General features: G+C 44.4%; 14 protein-coding genes and 1 tRNA gene. 9 read left to right on the forward strand and 6 right to left on the reverse strand.

Translation table 11 applies throughout. The annotated features are described in order from the left end of the window. Positions 1-42: 42 nt before the first annotated feature. On the reverse strand, positions 43-2658 hold the full coding sequence (alaS, locus tag E7Z59_RS00105; RefSeq protein ID WP_136335474.1) for an alanine--tRNA ligase: 2616 nt from the start codon (positions 2656-2658) through the stop codon (positions 43-45). 117 nt (positions 2659-2775) lie between these two features. Between alaS and E7Z59_RS00110 the strand changes: the two genes are divergently transcribed. Genes E7Z59_RS00110 through E7Z59_RS00130 form a run of 5 tightly spaced genes read left to right on the forward strand, consistent with a single transcriptional unit; the run spans position 2776 to position 5945 of the window. Beyond that, a complete protein-coding gene (locus tag E7Z59_RS00110) occupies positions 2776-3753 on the forward strand; it encodes a M23 family metallopeptidase (RefSeq protein WP_136334259.1) in 978 nt (325 codons plus the stop codon). Further along, a complete protein-coding gene (locus tag E7Z59_RS00115; RefSeq protein ID WP_136334260.1) occupies positions 3753-4082 on the forward strand; it encodes a MerR family transcriptional regulator in 330 nt (109 codons plus the stop codon). The genes E7Z59_RS00110 and E7Z59_RS00115 overlap by 1 nt, the downstream gene beginning before the upstream one ends. A 10-nt stretch (positions 4083-4092) precedes the next feature. Further along, on the forward strand, positions 4093-4695 hold the full coding sequence (locus tag E7Z59_RS00120) for a LemA family protein (protein WP_136334261.1): 603 nt from the start codon (positions 4093-4095) through the stop codon (positions 4693-4695). A gap of 3 nt (positions 4696-4698) precedes the next feature. Next, positions 4699-5136 (forward strand): TPM domain-containing protein, encoded by a 438-nt coding sequence (locus E7Z59_RS00125; RefSeq protein ID WP_136334262.1) that lies wholly within the window; start codon positions 4699-4701, stop codon positions 5134-5136. Beyond that, complete coding sequence (locus tag E7Z59_RS00130) at positions 5133-5945, forward strand: TPM domain-containing protein (protein WP_199287185.1); 813 nt, start codon at positions 5133-5135, stop codon at positions 5943-5945. The genes E7Z59_RS00125 and E7Z59_RS00130 overlap by 4 nt, the downstream gene beginning before the upstream one ends. A 95-nt stretch (positions 5946-6040) precedes the next feature. On the opposite strand, the gene E7Z59_RS00135 is transcribed toward E7Z59_RS00130, so the two are convergent. Next, positions 6041-8836 carry an outer membrane beta-barrel protein gene (locus E7Z59_RS00135; RefSeq protein WP_136334263.1) on the reverse strand — a complete coding sequence of 932 codons (2796 nt, stop codon included), beginning with the start codon at positions 8834-8836 and terminating at the stop codon, positions 6041-6043. 182 nt (positions 8837-9018) lie between these two features. After that, a complete protein-coding gene (der, locus tag E7Z59_RS00140; RefSeq protein WP_136334264.1) occupies positions 9019-10323 on the reverse strand; it encodes a ribosome biogenesis GTPase Der in 1305 nt (434 codons plus the stop codon). Between the two features lie 250 nt (positions 10324-10573). On the opposite strand from der, the gene E7Z59_RS00145 reads away from it, so the two are divergent. After that, a complete protein-coding gene (locus E7Z59_RS00145) occupies positions 10574-11116 on the forward strand; it encodes a lipid-binding SYLF domain-containing protein (RefSeq protein ID WP_136334265.1) in 543 nt (180 codons plus the stop codon). A 61-nt stretch (positions 11117-11177) separates the two neighbouring features. On the opposite strand, the gene era is transcribed toward E7Z59_RS00145, so the two are convergent. Then, a complete protein-coding gene (gene era, locus E7Z59_RS00150) occupies positions 11178-12065 on the reverse strand; it encodes a GTPase Era (protein WP_136334266.1) in 888 nt (295 codons plus the stop codon). Next, on the reverse strand, positions 12052-13425 hold the full coding sequence (locus tag E7Z59_RS00155; RefSeq protein WP_136334267.1) for an alanine/glycine:cation symporter family protein: 1374 nt from the start codon (positions 13423-13425) through the stop codon (positions 12052-12054). The genes era and E7Z59_RS00155 overlap by 14 nt, the downstream gene beginning before the upstream one ends. A 635-nt stretch (positions 13426-14060) precedes the next feature. Here E7Z59_RS00155 and E7Z59_RS00160 point away from each other — a divergent pair. From E7Z59_RS00160 to E7Z59_RS00170, 3 genes are all read left to right on the forward strand, one after another. Then, positions 14061-14133 (forward strand) — tRNA-Met (locus tag E7Z59_RS00160). Between the two features lie 731 nt (positions 14134-14864). Further along, complete coding sequence (locus E7Z59_RS00165; protein ID WP_136334268.1) at positions 14865-15308, forward strand: hypothetical protein; 444 nt, start codon at positions 14865-14867, stop codon at positions 15306-15308. 107 nt (positions 15309-15415) lie between these two features. Continuing rightward, positions 15416-15871, forward strand: a complete 456-nt coding sequence (locus E7Z59_RS00170) for a hypothetical protein (RefSeq protein ID WP_136334269.1) — start codon at positions 15416-15418, stop codon at positions 15869-15871. A 205-nt stretch (positions 15872-16076) separates the two neighbouring features. Here E7Z59_RS00170 and E7Z59_RS00175 read toward each other — a convergent pair whose 3' ends face one another. Continuing rightward, positions 16077-16823, reverse strand: coding sequence for an NIPSNAP family protein (locus E7Z59_RS00175; RefSeq protein WP_136334270.1), 747 nt, complete (start codon positions 16821-16823; stop codon positions 16077-16079). Positions 16824-16902 lie beyond the last annotated feature (79 nt).

Genomic DNA, 16902 nt, shown 5'->3' on the forward strand with positions numbered 1-16902 from the left:
TCCTTCCAAAAATAAAAATCCCGCACGAATGCGGGATTATTTTTATGCTTGAATATACGTCTTTACATTTTCCAATGCTTCGGGAATTCCATCCGGATTCTTTCCTCCCGCCGTGGCAAAGAAAGGCTGACCACCTCCCCCTCCCTGGATATATTTCCCTAATTCTCTAACGATCTGACCTGCGTTAAGCCCCCGGGCAGCAGCAAGATCTTTTGAGATATAACAGCTCAGCATGGCCTTACCGTTATCTTCGGTAGCAAAGAAAAGAAAGAGGTCGTCCATCTCTCCACCCAGTTCAAAACAAAGGTCCTTGATCCCGCCCTGGTTAAGATCTACTTTTTCAGCCAGGAAATTTATGCCGTTTACATTAGTGATCTTCCCCTTAAGGTCGTGCTTGAGGTTTCCTGCCTTTTCTTTCAGCAGAACTTCCACCTGCTTTTTGAGGGCTGCGTTCTCTTCCTGCAAATTACTTACTGCCTTTACTGGATCTGCCGGGTTTTTAAGCACCTGGGTAACCTCCTCAAGAGTAGTATCTCTCTTATTGAGGTATTCCATGGCCTTTTCTCCGGTAATAGCTTCTATCCTTCTCACTCCGGCAGCCACAGCACTTTCTGAAGTAATAATAAAATACCAGATATCAGCGGTATTCTCTACGTGGGTTCCTCCGCACAGCTCAGTACTTTCTCCAAAATTAATGGTTCTTACCTTATCCCCGTACTTTTCACCAAACAGCGCTATGGCTCCATCGTCAACTGCCTCCTGAAAACCTACGGCCCTCTTTTCTACTTTTGGAAGTTTTTCACTGATACGGTCGTTGACGAATTTTTCAACCTCCGCCAACTCTTCTTTCGTCATTTTACTGAAATGAGAGAAATCGAAGCGTAAACCATCACTGTTTACCATACTCCCTTTTTGCTCCACATGGGTACCAAGCACCTGCCGAAGGGCCTGATGCAGCAAATGGGTGGCGGTATGGTTAGCCTGGGTCATCAAACGCTTTTTACGGCTTACCACCGCTGTTAGTTCACCCGCAGGATCTTTCGGTAAGGATTTCGAAAAATGAATGATCAGATTATTTTCCCTTTTGGTGTCGCTTACAGGAATCTTATTTCCTGCAACGTCTTCCAGGTAGCCCTGATCTCCAACCTGACCTCCGCCTTCTGCATAGAAAGGGGTACGGTCAAGTACCATTTGATATATGGTTCCTCCTTTTTTACGTTCTACCTTTCGATAACGGGTAATTCGTGAAGGAGTTTGCAGGGTATCATACCCTAAAAATTCTTCTCCCGCCTCGGCATCCAGGATGGTCCAGTCGCCGGTTTCTACCTTCGTAGCCGCTCTTGAACGCTCTTTTTGTTTTTTTAATTCCTCGTGAAAGCCTTTTTCATCAAGCTTCATATTTCGCTCGCTGAGAATCAAGGCCGTCAGGTCTATGGGAAATCCGTAGGTGTCATAAAGCTCAAAAGCCTTAACACCCTTCACCGTATCCCCCTCATTGTTGGCAATGATCTGATCGAGCAGTTGCAAGCCCTGTTCAAGGGTTCTTAAGAATCCGGCCTCTTCTTCCCTGATCACCTTTGCCACCAGTTGAGACTGGGCGCCTATCTCAGGGAAAAACTCCTTCATTTGGTCGCTTAGTAGGGCTACGAGCTCATAGATAAAGGGTTCTTTTTTATCTAGGAAGGTAAATCCGTACCTGATGGCCCTTCTTAATATTCTTCTTATTACATATCCTGCACCGGTATTCGAAGGCAACTGACCATCAGCTATGGCGAATGCCACTGCTCTTACGTGATCTGAAATTACCCGAATAGCAATATCTGTTTCTTCTGAAGCTCCATATTTCACACCACTACCAGCTTCCAGTTGCTTTATAAGCGGCATGAATACATCGGTATCGTAATTACTCTGAACCCCTTGCAAAACCATACACAAGCGTTCAAAGCCCATCCCGGTATCTACATGTTGAGCCGGCAATTTTTCCAGGCTGCCATCGGCTTTACGGTTAAACTCCATAAATACCAGGTTCCAGATCTCTACCACCTGCGGATGGTCCATATTAACCAGGGATGCTCCGGAAACTTTTTGACGCTCTTCTTCAGATCGAATATCAACATGGATCTCTGAACAAGGCCCGCAAGGCCCCTGTTCACCCATTTCCCAGAAATTATCATTCTTATTCCCCATCAGGATACGATCTTCAGGAACGATTTGTTTCCAAAGGTCGTAGGCCTCCTGGTCCATTTTCAGGCCATCACTTGCCTCTCCTTCAAAAACGGTTACATATAATTGGTCCTTATTGATCTTATACACCTCAGTAAGCAACTCCCATGCCCATTCAATAGCTTCTTTTTTGAAGTAATCTCCAAAACTCCAGTTGCCCAGCATTTCAAACATGGTATGGTGGTAGGTATCCTTTCCTACTTCCTCAAGGTCATTGTGCTTTCCGCTTACGCGAAGGCATTTCTGGGTATCGGTTACACGTGAGTATTTGGGAGTTTTATTGCCAAGAAAGAATTCCTTGAACTGGTTCATTCCGGCATTGGTAAACATCAGGGTAGGATCGTCCTTTATTACCATGGGGGCAGAAGGAACCACCTGGTGTTTTCGGGTTTCAAAAAACTTAAGGAATTCCTGCCGTATCTCCTTTGATGTCATCATAAAATCCTAACTTTTTACAAAAATTCAGGCAACTACAAAACAATGTTTATATTTGTTTGTTATACAGTTGCTACTGCTGCATCTTTAGATGGCAAAAATAGAACATTTAAGCGAATGGCGAAGGTAAAATATTATTACGATTCAGACACTTTATCCTACAGGCGTATCGCGCCTAAAAAAGGTAAAAACATCCTGACATTCATTCTTTTCCTGCTGGCCTCTTTCCTTTTCGGAACGCTTGGACTCATTGTTTTGCTCAACACCAGTCTGGTGAATACTCCGAAGGAGCTCTCACAGGCCCGCGAATTGAAGAATTATGAACTCCAATTCCAGTTGTTAAATAAAAAGATGGCTCAGATCGAGGATGTTTTAGCCAATATCGAAGAACGAGACAACAACATCTACCGACTTTATTTTGAAGCAGACCCCATACCTGCTGAACAGCGTAATGCCGGTTTCGGAGGGGTTAACCGCTATAAGGACCTTGAAGGTTTCCAGAACTCCGAACTCATTATCAACACCACTCAGCGACTGGAAAAGCTACAGAAACGTATGGTGATCCAATCGAAATCTCTTGACGAGATCACTGACCTGGCAGAGGTAAAAGCCGAACTTCTGGCTTCTATCCCTGCTATTCAGCCGGTTCGAAATAAAGATTTGAAGCGAATGGCTTCCGGTTACGGATGGCGATCAGACCCTTTTACCAAGGTTCGTAAGTTTCATTACGGCATGGATTTCACTTCTCCGAGAGGCACTCCGATCTATGCTACCGGAGACGGGGAAGTAATACGCGCCGACAACAGGGCTACCGGGTACGGTAATCACATCAGGATCGATCACGGTTTCGGATACAAAACCATTTATGCCCACCTGAGTAAATACAAGGTGAAAAAAGGGCAAAAAGTAAAACGAGGCGACATTATTGGCTATGTGGGAAGTACAGGCCGGTCTCAGGCACCTCACCTGCACTATGAGGTATGGAAGGACAAACAACGGATCAACCCGATCAATTTCTATTACGGAAGTTTATCGGCTGCAGAATTCGAAGCCTTATTGAAAGCAGCCTCACAAGAAAACCAATCTCTTGATTAATGCATCTTAACCTCCCGGATAAACTATACTACAGTATCGGAGAAGTCGCTGAAGCCTTTGGGGTGAACACCTCTCTTATACGATTTTGGGAAAAGGAATTCAAGGAGATCAAACCTAAAAAGAACGCCAAAGGAGACCGCCGGTTCTCTAAGGCCGATATTGAGACCCTGCAGGTCATCTACCACTTGGTCAAAGAACGTGGGTTTACCCTGGAAGGTGCCAAGACACACCTTAAGGAACAGGGGCAGCAAACCCTGAACAATTACGAGATTATTCGTAAATTGGAAGCTATAAAAGCTGAGCTTTTAAAGATCAAAAATCAACTTTAACATACATCTTATGAAAAAATGGCTGATACCCCTGATCGTTATCGGGGTGCTGGTATTTGTGATCGGTAGCTGGATCGCAGGGATCAATAATACCGCTGTAGAATACGACGAAAATGTAAAACAAGCCTGGGCAAATGTTGAGAGCTCCTATCAGCGCAGGAACGACCTTATCGGCAACCTGGTACAAACCGTACAGGGAGCAGCCGATTTTGAGAGAGGTACCCTCACCGATGTTATTGAGGCCCGGTCAAAGGCGACCCAGGTGCAAATAGACCCGGAAAACCTTACCCCGGAAAAACTGGCAGAGTTCCAGCAGGCGCAATCAGGTGTCTCTTCAGCATTGTCGCGACTTTTGGTAACAGTAGAACGTTATCCTGAATTGAAGGCCAACCAGAACTTCCTGGAATTACAATCACAACTCGAAGGTACCGAAAACCGTATCAACGTGGCCAGAGATCGTTTTAACGAAACCGTAAACGTATACAACCGTCACGTCAGGATCTTTCCCAACAGCCTGGTTGCGGGAATGCTGGGCTTTGAAAAAAGAGCGCCTTTCGAAGCCGAAGCAGGAGCAGAAAAAGCTCCCGAAGTGGAGTTTGATTTCCAAAACTAAGTTATGTCTGAGGTAGAAGATTTTCTAAGTAAAGAGGATGAAAAGGTCATTGTAGAGGCCATACGAAAGGCAGAAAAAACAACCTCCGGAGAGATCAGAGTTCATTTGGAACCCACCACCGATGAAGACCCTCTGAAACACGCAGCTGATGTTTTTCACGAACTGGGGATGGACCAAACCGAAGCCCGTAATGGCGTGTTGATCTATATTGCGGTAGAAGCGCATAAATTCGTGATCTACGGCGATAAGGGTATCTATGAAAAAGTACCTCATGATTTCTGGGACAGTACCCGGGATGAGATGCAACTCTACTTTAGAAACGGTCACTTCAGAGAAGGTATCATTGCCGGGGTACTTCATGCCGGAGAACAACTCCAAAAGTATTTCCCCTGGGATCGTAATGACGCCAATGAATTGTCTGATGAAGTATCCAGAGGATGAGTAAACTTAGAAAATATATATGCCCTTTCATCCTCCTCTTTCTTATGCTTGGGGAGGCAACCATGCTATATGCCCAGTTTGAGATCCCACCTAAACCGGATCTTCAAACCAGTGTTTACGATTACGTCAATTTACTTTCAGGCAGTGAGAAAAACAGTCTTGAGCAGAAACTGATTCGTTACTCAGACACTACCTCGACCCAGATCGTGGTAGCCATCATCAGCTCTACAGAAGGTGAGAATATCAATTACCTGGGAGCCCAGTGGGGACAAGCCTGGGGTATCGGACAGGCGAAAGAAGACAACGGGGTCCTGATCCTTCTCGCCAGGGACGACCGAAGGATCGCTATCAATACAGGTTATGGGGTAGAACATTTACTGACCGACGCCCTGTCTAAAAGAATTATTGAAAACGTTATTCTTCCCGAATTCCGCAAAGGCGATTACTACGCCGGTCTGGATCGGGGTGCTGATGTTATTTTCCAGGTCTTACAAGGAGAATATCAAGGCAGCCGAAAGCCTAAAGGGCCTTCTTCCGGCTTCCCTAATATCTTTTTCCTGGCTTTTATGATCTTTTTGATCATGATAATACTTTCACGCCGTAAAGGCGGCAGAGGCGGCCGTGGTCCGGGCAGCAAAAGAGGTCTGGACCTTTGGGACGTGATCATATTGAGCAACATGGGACGTCGCAGTGGCGGTGGCTTTGGCAGCGGAGGCTTCGGCGGCGGAGGTGGCTTCGGTGGCGGAGGTTTTGGTGGCGGCTTTGGCGGTGGCGGCTTCGGCGGTGGTGGTGCCTCAGGGGGATGGTAGAAAGAGTTAAGGGCTAAGGGTTAAGAGCTAAGGGTAGTCCAAAAGAATAGACTTCATAGCATTCAACCAGCACACAACTTGTTACCTGTCACTTGTTACCTCCTGTAATACCTCATCCTTCCTGAATTGCCCGGACGTTTTCCACCAAACTGATCAAACTTCCAGGTCATGGTAACCATGAAATACTGGGTAAGTACCGTTCCCTGGGAATCCTGAACAAAATCAACCCCGGTGGTTCTTTGGGTATTAATATTCTGGTTGAGCAGGTCATAAGCCATCACCTTCAGGCTGGCCTGTTTTTTAAACAACTCCACCCCCAGGGTCATATTCCAGAACAAGGCATCTTTATCAAAAGATTCACTCACATTTCCGTTGTAGGTATAGGTAATATCATTACCCCAGATAATATTCTCCGGCCAATAAGTAGTGGTTCGCAGACCGGCATTGTGGGTCACGAAATTCACATCTTCAAACCGATCAAGGCTATATCGCGTATCATTATACCTAAAACTGTACTGAGGTTCTATTTCCATCATTTCGTTCCAGGAAAAGGTAGTTGAAGCCCTGATACCAGGAGCGCTGGTCTCTGTTTCCAGTTGAACCCCGTTAGAAAAATTAATAACCTTACTGATACTATAATTCGGATCCAGACGCAGGCTTAGCGTATAATTATCTTTCTTCTTTAACTGTTTATTGTACCCAATACCCACACCAAAATTGTAAGCCCCGTCAACATTGGTAAATGCTGTGGTTCTCAGGAAATTTTCATCGGTAGTAGTAAGAGCCACCACCTGATCTTCACTATAACTACCCCCGGCATAAATAAAGAACCCCTGCCCGCTCTTCCAATCGTAATTATTGAAGTTTAGATTGAACCTGTGCGTCAATTCCGGATCGAGGTTCGGGTTACCCACTACGATATTCAAAGGATTACTTACATCAGGAATGGGTTGAAGCTGCCCTACCGAGGGTACGTTTATATTTGGAAAATACCCCATAAAGATCCGCGTGTTCTTTCCTACACCCAGACCGGCCCTGAACTGCAGCAGGAAATTTTCGTAGGCCTTCGAAAAGGAAATGCCTTGCAGAAAATCTTCGTTTCTCAGATCATTGCGCTGAAACACTCCCTCAAGACTGATAAAATTCCGGTTCTTACGATAGGATATTCCCAGTGACGGACTTTGACGGATATTACGAAATTCAAAGTCAGAACTTTGCAAGGTGTTAAAACTGGTATAACCCCCGGTATTTTCATCAAAATCAAATACCTCCCTGATATTCTTCTGCTCATTGAGTTCATAGTTGTACTCAAACTCTAACCGCAAAGCTTTAGAAAGAGGAAAACGATAATCTAATTCAATACCATACTGATCTTCTGCGTTGTTTACGGTAGTTTCCTGGTTTAGCAGCACTAAGGACGGATCTGTACCAAATACCTCCCGGCGGCTGTTCTGACGTCCTAAATTCACAGTGGTACTATTATCGTTAGAGATAGTAAGCCTCACGAACTGCCCAAGGGTATCTAATCGTTTAAAGAAATCTACACGATTGTTGTAATTTCTGTTTTCTCCATTAGACCAATTCGTGGTTTGATTCTCGTTGGCCGTCACCTGTTGCTCATCAAAGCTACGGGTAGTATTCTCATTAAACGTCTTGGTATTGTTCACCGTCATAGCAGGACGAACCGAGATCTGGAAACTCTCACTCAGATTATACTCAAGATCGCCACTCAAACGGTGAGAATTGGAGCTTCCACGGGTAGAAGTTACATCTTCGGTAAAGAAGGTATTGTCAGGCAACAAATTCTCTCTGAGGGTACGCTGATCATTAAAATTCTCACTGTTTCCATAAAAGTAATTGCTACTTAACTCATACTTATCCTTTTCAGCATTAGCATAACTGGCTCCGGCATTGGTAGAGGTAGTAATCCCCTGGTTACCTCCAAAATTGATACCGTTTATATTGAAAGAATCTCCTCGCCCCGTACCTCTGCCGGAAACCCGCACATTTCTAATATTACCTCCTACAGCCTCAAAAACCTCATCTGTTGAAAAGCCCGGACTATTCACGTTGTTTGAAGCTGCCAAAACACTAAACCGCTGGGTATTATTAAAATAATTAAGCAGACCACTGGCCTGGTAGCGATCATCTGTACCATAGCCTGCCGCCATTCTTCCGAAAACTCCTTTATTGCGATCTTTTTTCACGGTCAGGTTAATGGTCTTATTTTCGCCATCAGCCTGGTCTCCTGTAAATTCCTCTGTTCTTGTTTTGGTATCGGTGATCTGAATCTTTTCGATCACATCTTTTGGCAAACTTCGGGTAGCCACCTTTGGGTCGCTGTCAAAAAACACCTGTCCGTTCACCAATACCCTGTTAACAGGCTTCCCGTTCACGGTAATATTTCCATTGAGATCAACCTGTACCCCGGGCAGTTTCTTCAACACATCTTCTACAGAAGCATCGGGCCGGGTCTTGAATGAATTGGCATTAAATTCCAGGGTGTCCTTTTTGATCTGTATGGGCACACGCTCACCAACCACATCTACCCCTTCCAACTGCTCTGCCTGTATCTCCAGTAAAAAATCTCCTAAAGCCAGGGTACGTTGGTCGAGCGTCAGACTTCTTGACTGCGGCTGGTAGCCGTTATAGGAAACATAGAGTTTTACCCGGGGCTCCTGAGTATTAAAGGCAAGGTCAAAGTCGCCTGTTTTACCGGTAATGGTGTATGAAATAAGACTGGAATCTTTTAAGCTCTCGGCATAAATGGTGGAGGCCTCCAGGGCTTGCTTATTAGCAGCATCCATTACTTTTCCGGTGATGTGAAATTCCTGGGCAATGATAACATTACTCCCCAACAGGAAGCATAGAAGCAGGTAAAGGTTTCTCATGTATTTGGCGTTAATTCAGATTAGACCGGTTCCTGTACCGATGGTTTAACGGGGGAATGTTAAAATCATCAAAAAAGGCACAGCGCCTTATAATCGGACAAGGTTCCGGACATTGGCGACCGAAATTAATACCCACACTCTAAACTGCATGTTAAAGTAATCAGAAATATTCGGGAAAAAACCTACTTCTTACGAAGATACACCTGTACAGGTACCCCATGAAAATCAAAATTCTGACGAAGCTTGTTCTCCAGGAATCTTTTGTAGGGATCTCTCACATACTGCGGAAGGTTCGCGAAGAAAGCAAATTGAGGGGTTGGGGTTGGCAGTTGCGTACAGAACTTGATCTTTACGTACTTCCCTTTATGTGCCGGCGGCGGATTATGTTCTATGATAGGCAGCATTACATCATTGAGCTTGGATGTTGAAATGCGCTTGGTTTTATTTTTATACACCTCCACGGCCGTTTCAATAGCCTTATAGATACGTTGTTTGGTGAGGGCAGACATGAAAATGACAGGCACGTCTGTGAAAGGCTCGATCTCCTTCCTGATCCGGTTCTCAAACTCTTTCATGGTATTGGTTTCCTTTTCAACCAGGTCCCATTTATTCACCAGGATCACGATCCCTTTTTTGTTACGCTCAGCGAGCCAGAATATATTCTGATCTTGTTTCTCAAATCCTCTTGTGGCATCAACCACCAGCAGGCAGACATCACTGTGTTCAATGGCCCTTACCGAGCGCATGACAGTATAGAATTCAAGGTCTTCTTTCACCTTGGCCTTACGACGAATTCCGGCGGTGTCGACCAGGCTGAATTCAAAGCCAAAACGATTGTATCGGGTATCAACGCTATCGCGTGTAGTACCGGCAATATCAGTTACGATATAGCGCTCCTCCCCTAGGAGAGCGTTTATAAATGACGACTTCCCTGCATTGGGTCTACCCACCACAGCAAACCTTGGCAGGTCTTCCTCTTCTTCTTCCACATTCTCAGGAAGGCCTTCTACCACGGCATCGAGTAATTCTCCGGTACCGCTACCGTTAATACTTGAAATGGTATAATAATCTCCCAGTCCCAGAGCATAGAATTCTACCGCATCAGCAGCCCTCATGGCATTGTCAACTTTATTTACAGCAACGAACACAGGCTTATCTACCTGTCTGAGCAGTTGGGCAACCTCTTCATCCATCCCTGTAACACCGGTTTCCACATCGACCACAAAGACGATCACATCGGCTTCATCGATAGCCAGTTCTACCTGTTTGTCGATCTCCTTCTCAAAAATATCCTCACTACCCACTACGTAGCCCCCGGTATCGATCAAAGAAAATTCCCTGCCGTTCCAGTCGCTTCGTCCATAATGCCGGTCACGGGTAACACCGCTCATCTCATCAACGATGGCGTCACGACGCTTGATCATACGGTTAAATAAGGTAGATTTCCCAACATTAGGTCTTCCTACTATGGCTACGATTCCACTCATAAAAAATAAATTAGTGCGCAAAGGTACGCACAATGACTTTAAGTTAAAACAATTAATACTTCTACTGTTAAGACCATGATCAAAATGTTGAATATCTGTGTGCCGGTAGCTTAATTATTAAAATTTTGCAGGCTTACTCTTAAAAATTTGAACACATTTCAAAAATAATGCAATAATCTGATTATCAATTATTTATGTTTTACTAAATTTGGTTTTCATTAACAGAACAACGAAAAAAAATCAGAACATTATGAGCAGTCTAAAAACAATGCTGTTGGTTGTTTTTTTAGGAGTTTTTTCCCTAAACGCCACAGGACAGACCACTAAAGACAAAAAGATCATGCTGGATGCCGAAGATGCCAAGCAGACATTAATTGCTGAAGACCCAGGCATAGAGGAAATGTTCAACAATTCAGTAGGTTATGCCATCTTTCCCAATGTCGGAAAAGGAGGATTTGTCGTTGGAGGGGCTTCCGGGAACGGAGTGGTTTATGAAAATGGTAAAGCTATAGGTTCTGCACGTCTTACCAAGATGAATGTAGGGCTTCAGGCTGGCGGACAAGCCCTTATACAGGTCATTTTCTTTGAAACCGCCAATGAACTGGAAGAATTTAAAAAAGGTAAATTCAAGTTTGATGCGGGCGCCTCTGCCGTTGCTCTTGAGCAGGGCGAGTCCTATCAACCTTCCTATTCAGAAGGAGTAGCTGTAGTTACCCATTCAAAAGGAGGTCTGATGGCCGATGTTTCGGTAGGAGGGCAAAAATTTCAATACACCCCCTTTGAAGAACAATAAGGAATGATCAATGATTTATGAAAAAGGAAATGGATGAAACTCCCGGCTTTGGCCGGGTTTTTTATTTCTGGTCATACCCAAAACGACGAAGCTGCCTTTGGTCTGACCTCCAGTTTTTATTGACCTTGACGTACATTTCCAGGTGTACCTGTTTCCCGAAAAACTTCTCAAGGTCTTCCCGGGCCTGAATACCCACCTTTTTAATGGCGGCACCCTTATGCCCTATGATGATACCTTTCTGGGTTTCACGCTCCACCATAATAACCGAACGAATTCGAATAATGTCTTCATCCTCCAGGAACTCTTCCGTTTCAACTTCCACCGCATAAGGGATCTCCTTTTTATAGTTTAGGAGGATCTTCTCGCGTATGGCTTCATTGACAAAAAACCGTTCCGGCTTATCGGTGATCTGATCTTTCGGATAAAAAGGCGGAGATTCCGGAAGCAGCTCAACAATTCTTGAGAATACCACTTCAACGTTGAAATTCTCCAGGGCAGATATCGGGTAGATCTCTGCTTTAGGCAGGGCTTCTTTCCAATAGTCCACCTGGCTCTCCAGGGTTTCCTGATCGCTTTTATCGATCTTATTCAGCAGAAGCAACACCGGCACCTTAGAGTTTTCCAGTTTCTTAAAGAAAGACTCATCCTTCAGGGCCTTCTCTCCTACCTCTACCATATAAAGCAACACATCTGCGTCATCAAAGGCCGAACGCACGAACTCCATCATGGATTTCTGCAATTCATAGGCAGGTTTAATCACTCCGGGAGTATCTGAGATTACTACCTGAAAGTCATCCCCGTTCACGATCCCGAAGATCCGGTGACGCGTGGTTTGGGCCTTGGAGGTGATTATAGAAAGTTTTTCGCCTATAAAGGCGTTCATCAGGGTCGATTTCCCCACATTGGGGTTCCCTATAATATTTACAAATCCTGCTTTATGCGTACTCATGTTCTTTTTTTGAGAAATAGGCCTTCATATTAGCATTGATATGGGGTGCCAGGTACAGTACGGCGATCATATTAGGAATGCTCATTACGGCAAAGGCCAGGTCGATCATGTTAATGACCAGATCAAGGGAAGCAACTGCAGCAAAAATAATACTTATAATGTAAATGTGGTTGTAATATCCTCCTATCTTTTTACTCCCGGTAAGAAAGGTGAGGCATTTGGTACCATAGTACGAATAGGTAAATAGGGTTGATATCGCAAATACCACTACCAGGATCATCAGAAACTCTGCTCCCCATCCAAAAAGTGAACGCTCAAATGCTAAAAGCGTCAGGGTGATCCCGTTGCTTTCAGATTCGAGATATACCCCACTCACCAGGATGATCAAAGCGGTGATGGTACAAATGACGATCGTATCTATAAAAGGACCCAGCATGGCTACCAGACCTTCCTGTACAGGCTCGGTGGTTTTTGATTGTCCGTGATACATGGGCGCATTTCCTACACCGGATTCACTGGAGAAGACCGCACGGCGAATTCCCAGAAGGATCATCCCCCAAAGTCCACCCTGCACCATGGTCTCCACATTAAAGGCTTCGGTAAAGATCAGGCCCAACGATGGCAGGATCTGATCAATATTGGTTACAATGATCAGTACGGCAGCAAGCAGATACAAGGCCACCATCCATGGTACCAGAGATGCCGAAGCTTTGGCAATATTCTTTAGCCCTCCGAAGATTACAAAGGAGGTAATGATCACCAGGATCACTCCGATAATAGCACGCCATGAGAATTCACCGAACATGGCAATGTTTTGATCAGGCTGCACAACAGCGATCAGGGTTTCGGTAAGTTGGTTAACCGTAAAAACCGGCAAAACTCCTACCAGACCAGCAATCGAGAAAACAACAGCAAGAGGCTTCCCGTAACGTCCCAACCCATTGGTTAAAACATACATTGGCCCCCCTAACACATTTCCATCCTCCTCCCTGGTACGGAACATCACTGCCAGTGAGCAGGAATAGAATTTTATACACATCCCGATAAGAGCTGTCATCCACATCCAGAATACCACTCCCGGGCCACCGTGATGAATGGCAATGGCCACCCCGGAGATATTACCCAAACCTACTGTTGCTGCTACGGCAGCTGCCAGTGCCTGATAATGACTCACGTCGCCGGGATCACCTTTTTTATCGTGTTTCCCTGCAGTGATCTCCAGGGCATGTTTAAAATAACGATAGGGTTTAAAGCGGGAATAAAAAACGAGGAAGGTACCTCCCCCGATCACAAAAATGAGCATTAACCATTCGGCAATTCCAATTAGCTGACTCGTAAGTCCTTCCAGGTATTCAAGCATAGGTCAAGTTGGGTTTTCGGGTGTCTACATTATTTTCGGGAGGTTAAAATAGTCATTTTAGGAGAATATGGGGCAATTCTGTTAGACAGTTATGCGGTTATGCGGTTATGCGGTTATGCGGTTATGCGGTTATGCGGTTATGCGAACAAATGAAAAATAATCATCTTTGTGAATATCACGATGTGTGATGTGGCGATCCCATTATACATACATCCGGGGTTGACTAAACTGACACACCTTCTCCGGTTTTGCAACGCAAAACCACCTCCCCCTTGCCAACAGGGAGGGGATTTTACTTCTGACAAGCTCTTTGTGAAGAAGGCTTCTATATCTAAATCCACCAAGAGTTAGAAACACACCCTCCCTGGAAATGAGGGGGCCACAGGCCGGGGTGGTTGGCCAATTACTTCATCCATACTTTTAGAATTAAGATCCGTCAATGGCAGCCAGCCTTTCGGCAAACAGGGCCATGTAATGCCTGTGACGATCTGCTGAAATATAGTGCTGGCAGATACCGGTAAAAAAAATTCAAAGGACAACGCTTTCAAAATGAATACCCTGCAATTGACCTGGAAATTTATTTTGACTCATACTTGTTTTGCATTAATTAATATTCGTATGTTTGCAGTCCACATCGCGGGATAGAGCAGTAGGTAGCTCGTCGGGCTCATAACCCGAAGGTCGCTGGTTCGAGTCCAGCTCCCGCTACTACCAAAACCGGTTTCGAGAGAAACCGGTTTTTTTATGCCCTAACGTGAGCAAAGCTTGCTTTAGCGAAACGGAAGGGCATAAAAAACCAGGCCTTGCGGAGCAAGCCCCGGTTTTGGTAGTAAGCTTCCACCCAAGGTCCGCCGAGCAAAGCGAGGCACTCCAGCGTATCACCAACGAGAAATTCCAATACACAAACTCCAAAAGGGCGAAGAAGCAAAGGAGCGAAGAAGCAAAGAGGATATACCTGTTTCAGCCGGATAACGGGCATAAAAAACCAGGCCTTGCGGAGCAAGCCCCGGTTTTGGTATTGCCAGCGCGCCGCCTGGCCCCTTCACTAAAACGGTCCACCGGACCGTTTCTTAACGTTCGGTCCTCCACCGGGTCCAACGACCGAGTGGAACGAGGGAGTTAATCCAGCGAATTACCAATAAGAAATTCCAATAAACAAATTCCACTTTGTACTCCGTAGCTTTAGCGAAGGAGTAAAAAAGCTAAGCTATAATATAGCAAAGTTGTCATCCCGATGGTTCGGCATAGTAATGTAGAAATCGTAACACTGCGCATCAGTTACCCGATTCGCCTCTCTATGCTTTCACATTAGCCTTAATAAGCTTCGGTAATTTTTCGACCAACTGCACACATCGGCGATGAGTTATTGAGATAAATTGACCCTCGTCATTGCCTAATGCGCTGAAAACAAATACTTTATGAAGATAAATCATACTGTTATGAGACACTTCTATTATATTTTTTTGGTAGTTGTATTCGGTTTTACAATTACTACCTCCTGTTCAAGTGATGACGATGTTGAATCAACTTTTTTAGAACGATACGAGGGGACTGTTTGGCAAATTGCGGTTGATGAATCCTATAGCGATTATTTAATGTTTCACAATGACGAGTCTGCTCCTTTTGAAGTATGGTCTTCGTTGAATGGGGGAGATTGTTATGAAAACGATATTTTTAAGTTGGATGACTTTGATACGACCATCACTGAAAACTCTGAAGAAGTTTTAGAGATTACCCTTATCAGCGGGGATGTTTGGTTATTTAAAGTGGAAGAAAATTCCATGGTCTGGACCTGGAAAACGGTGGATTCAGGAGAGACGATCTTCACTTTAGAAAAGCAAAATTCAGAAGTTGTAGATGACTTAACGATGTGCACCCAGTAATTTTTCGACCAACGGCACTTACAGCCACTGATTCTTTCACAGAAATTGACCCCCATCATTACCTACCCTTCTGTTCCTGAATAATTTAAGTGTTAAAATCTACTATTATGAGGCACTTCTATTTCACTATTTTGGTAATTGTATTCGGGTTTACCATTACCACATCCTGTTCAAGTGACGACGATGAGATGACCCCTGTTGTTGAACCCACTTTTTTAGAACTACACCAAGGCACCCTCTGGCAGATTGCGATCAATGAATTCAACAGTGAATATTTAATGTTTCACAATGACGCGTCTGTTCCTTTTGAACAGTGGTTATTAATCTATGGAGCGGGGTGTTATGAACATTCCAATTATAAGTTGAGTGACTTTGATGCAACCATCACTGAAAATACAGAGGAATATTTAGAGATCACCTTTAACAGCGGACATGTTTGGCTATTTGCAGTGGAAGAAGACCTGATGATTTGGGTAGATGTAACTACCGAAGGGATCTACAACTATATTTATGAGAAACAAGATTCAGCAATAGTAGATGACTTAGTCATGTGTACCCAGTAGATGCAACCACAGTATTATCAGACCAGGATAAAAGTAATCATTGAGTAAACACATATTTGGGTTATTACAATATTTCAAAGTAAAGAAGTGAAGAGGCTAACCTGCCTGCAGCAGGCAGGGGAGCGAAGGGGTAAAGGAGCAAAGAAGCCAGGCCTGCGCGATGTTGCCGGAAATGCAATAGAAGTGTTTTTACAATTTGCAGACCCTACAATTGCGAATACGGAAGTCTTTTTAGAAAAACACGTGTAATATCGTTCACGGAATTTGCATACTCCTCTATCTGGGTGATGCGTTTCCATTCAGGATGCTCCAGAAATGCCGACCAGCCTTTTTCGTTCGCCTCCTTATCTTTATTAGCGAGCATATAGGTCAGAGAAGGCATATGCTCTCCGGCGATATCCATCCCAAAGAAAACCATAGGCAATCCGGCATCCTTAAAGATGGGAAATTCAGCATCATTGAACATCTTTACTTTTCGGCGCAATGCATCTTCATTATGGCTGTGATAAATGCGCAACTCAAAAAGTTCCGATGAGACATCGGGCCTCACCAGGTTTGGAAATCCATAGGTTGAACGAATAAGGTTGGTGGTATAATCGCTGAAAGGGATGGCATTTTCAGGAGACATCAAATACGGGGTTGCACTTTCTGAATAGACCTGATCCTTCAACAGCAGATCTGTACTATTTTGAAAACCCTGGATATTACTATGCGGAATCAACAAATAGATCTTCTTGGGCAATGCTTCTCCAACCTCTTCGAAAACTCCAACATTTTCTATACCCTGCCGGTTTAGGGCTGGAATAAGTGCTTTTTCTAAATAGTTATGGAGCACATCTGCCGATCGGAAAAATTCGAATTGATACGTCCTTAATTCATAGACCTCTTCCTGGGCTCTTAAATTTTGAAAGAGAATAAGTAGCAGAAGGGAAATAATTAGCCTGGACACCATTTATAAAGTATTATTAATCAGTTATTAAAAATACGGATTATACCACCACATACCCTTTCATGATACCCCCTGAATTTCA

Source organism: Robertkochia marina, from assembly GCF_004799345.1.
Taxonomy (GTDB): domain Bacteria; phylum Bacteroidota; class Bacteroidia; order Flavobacteriales; family Flavobacteriaceae; genus Robertkochia; species Robertkochia marina.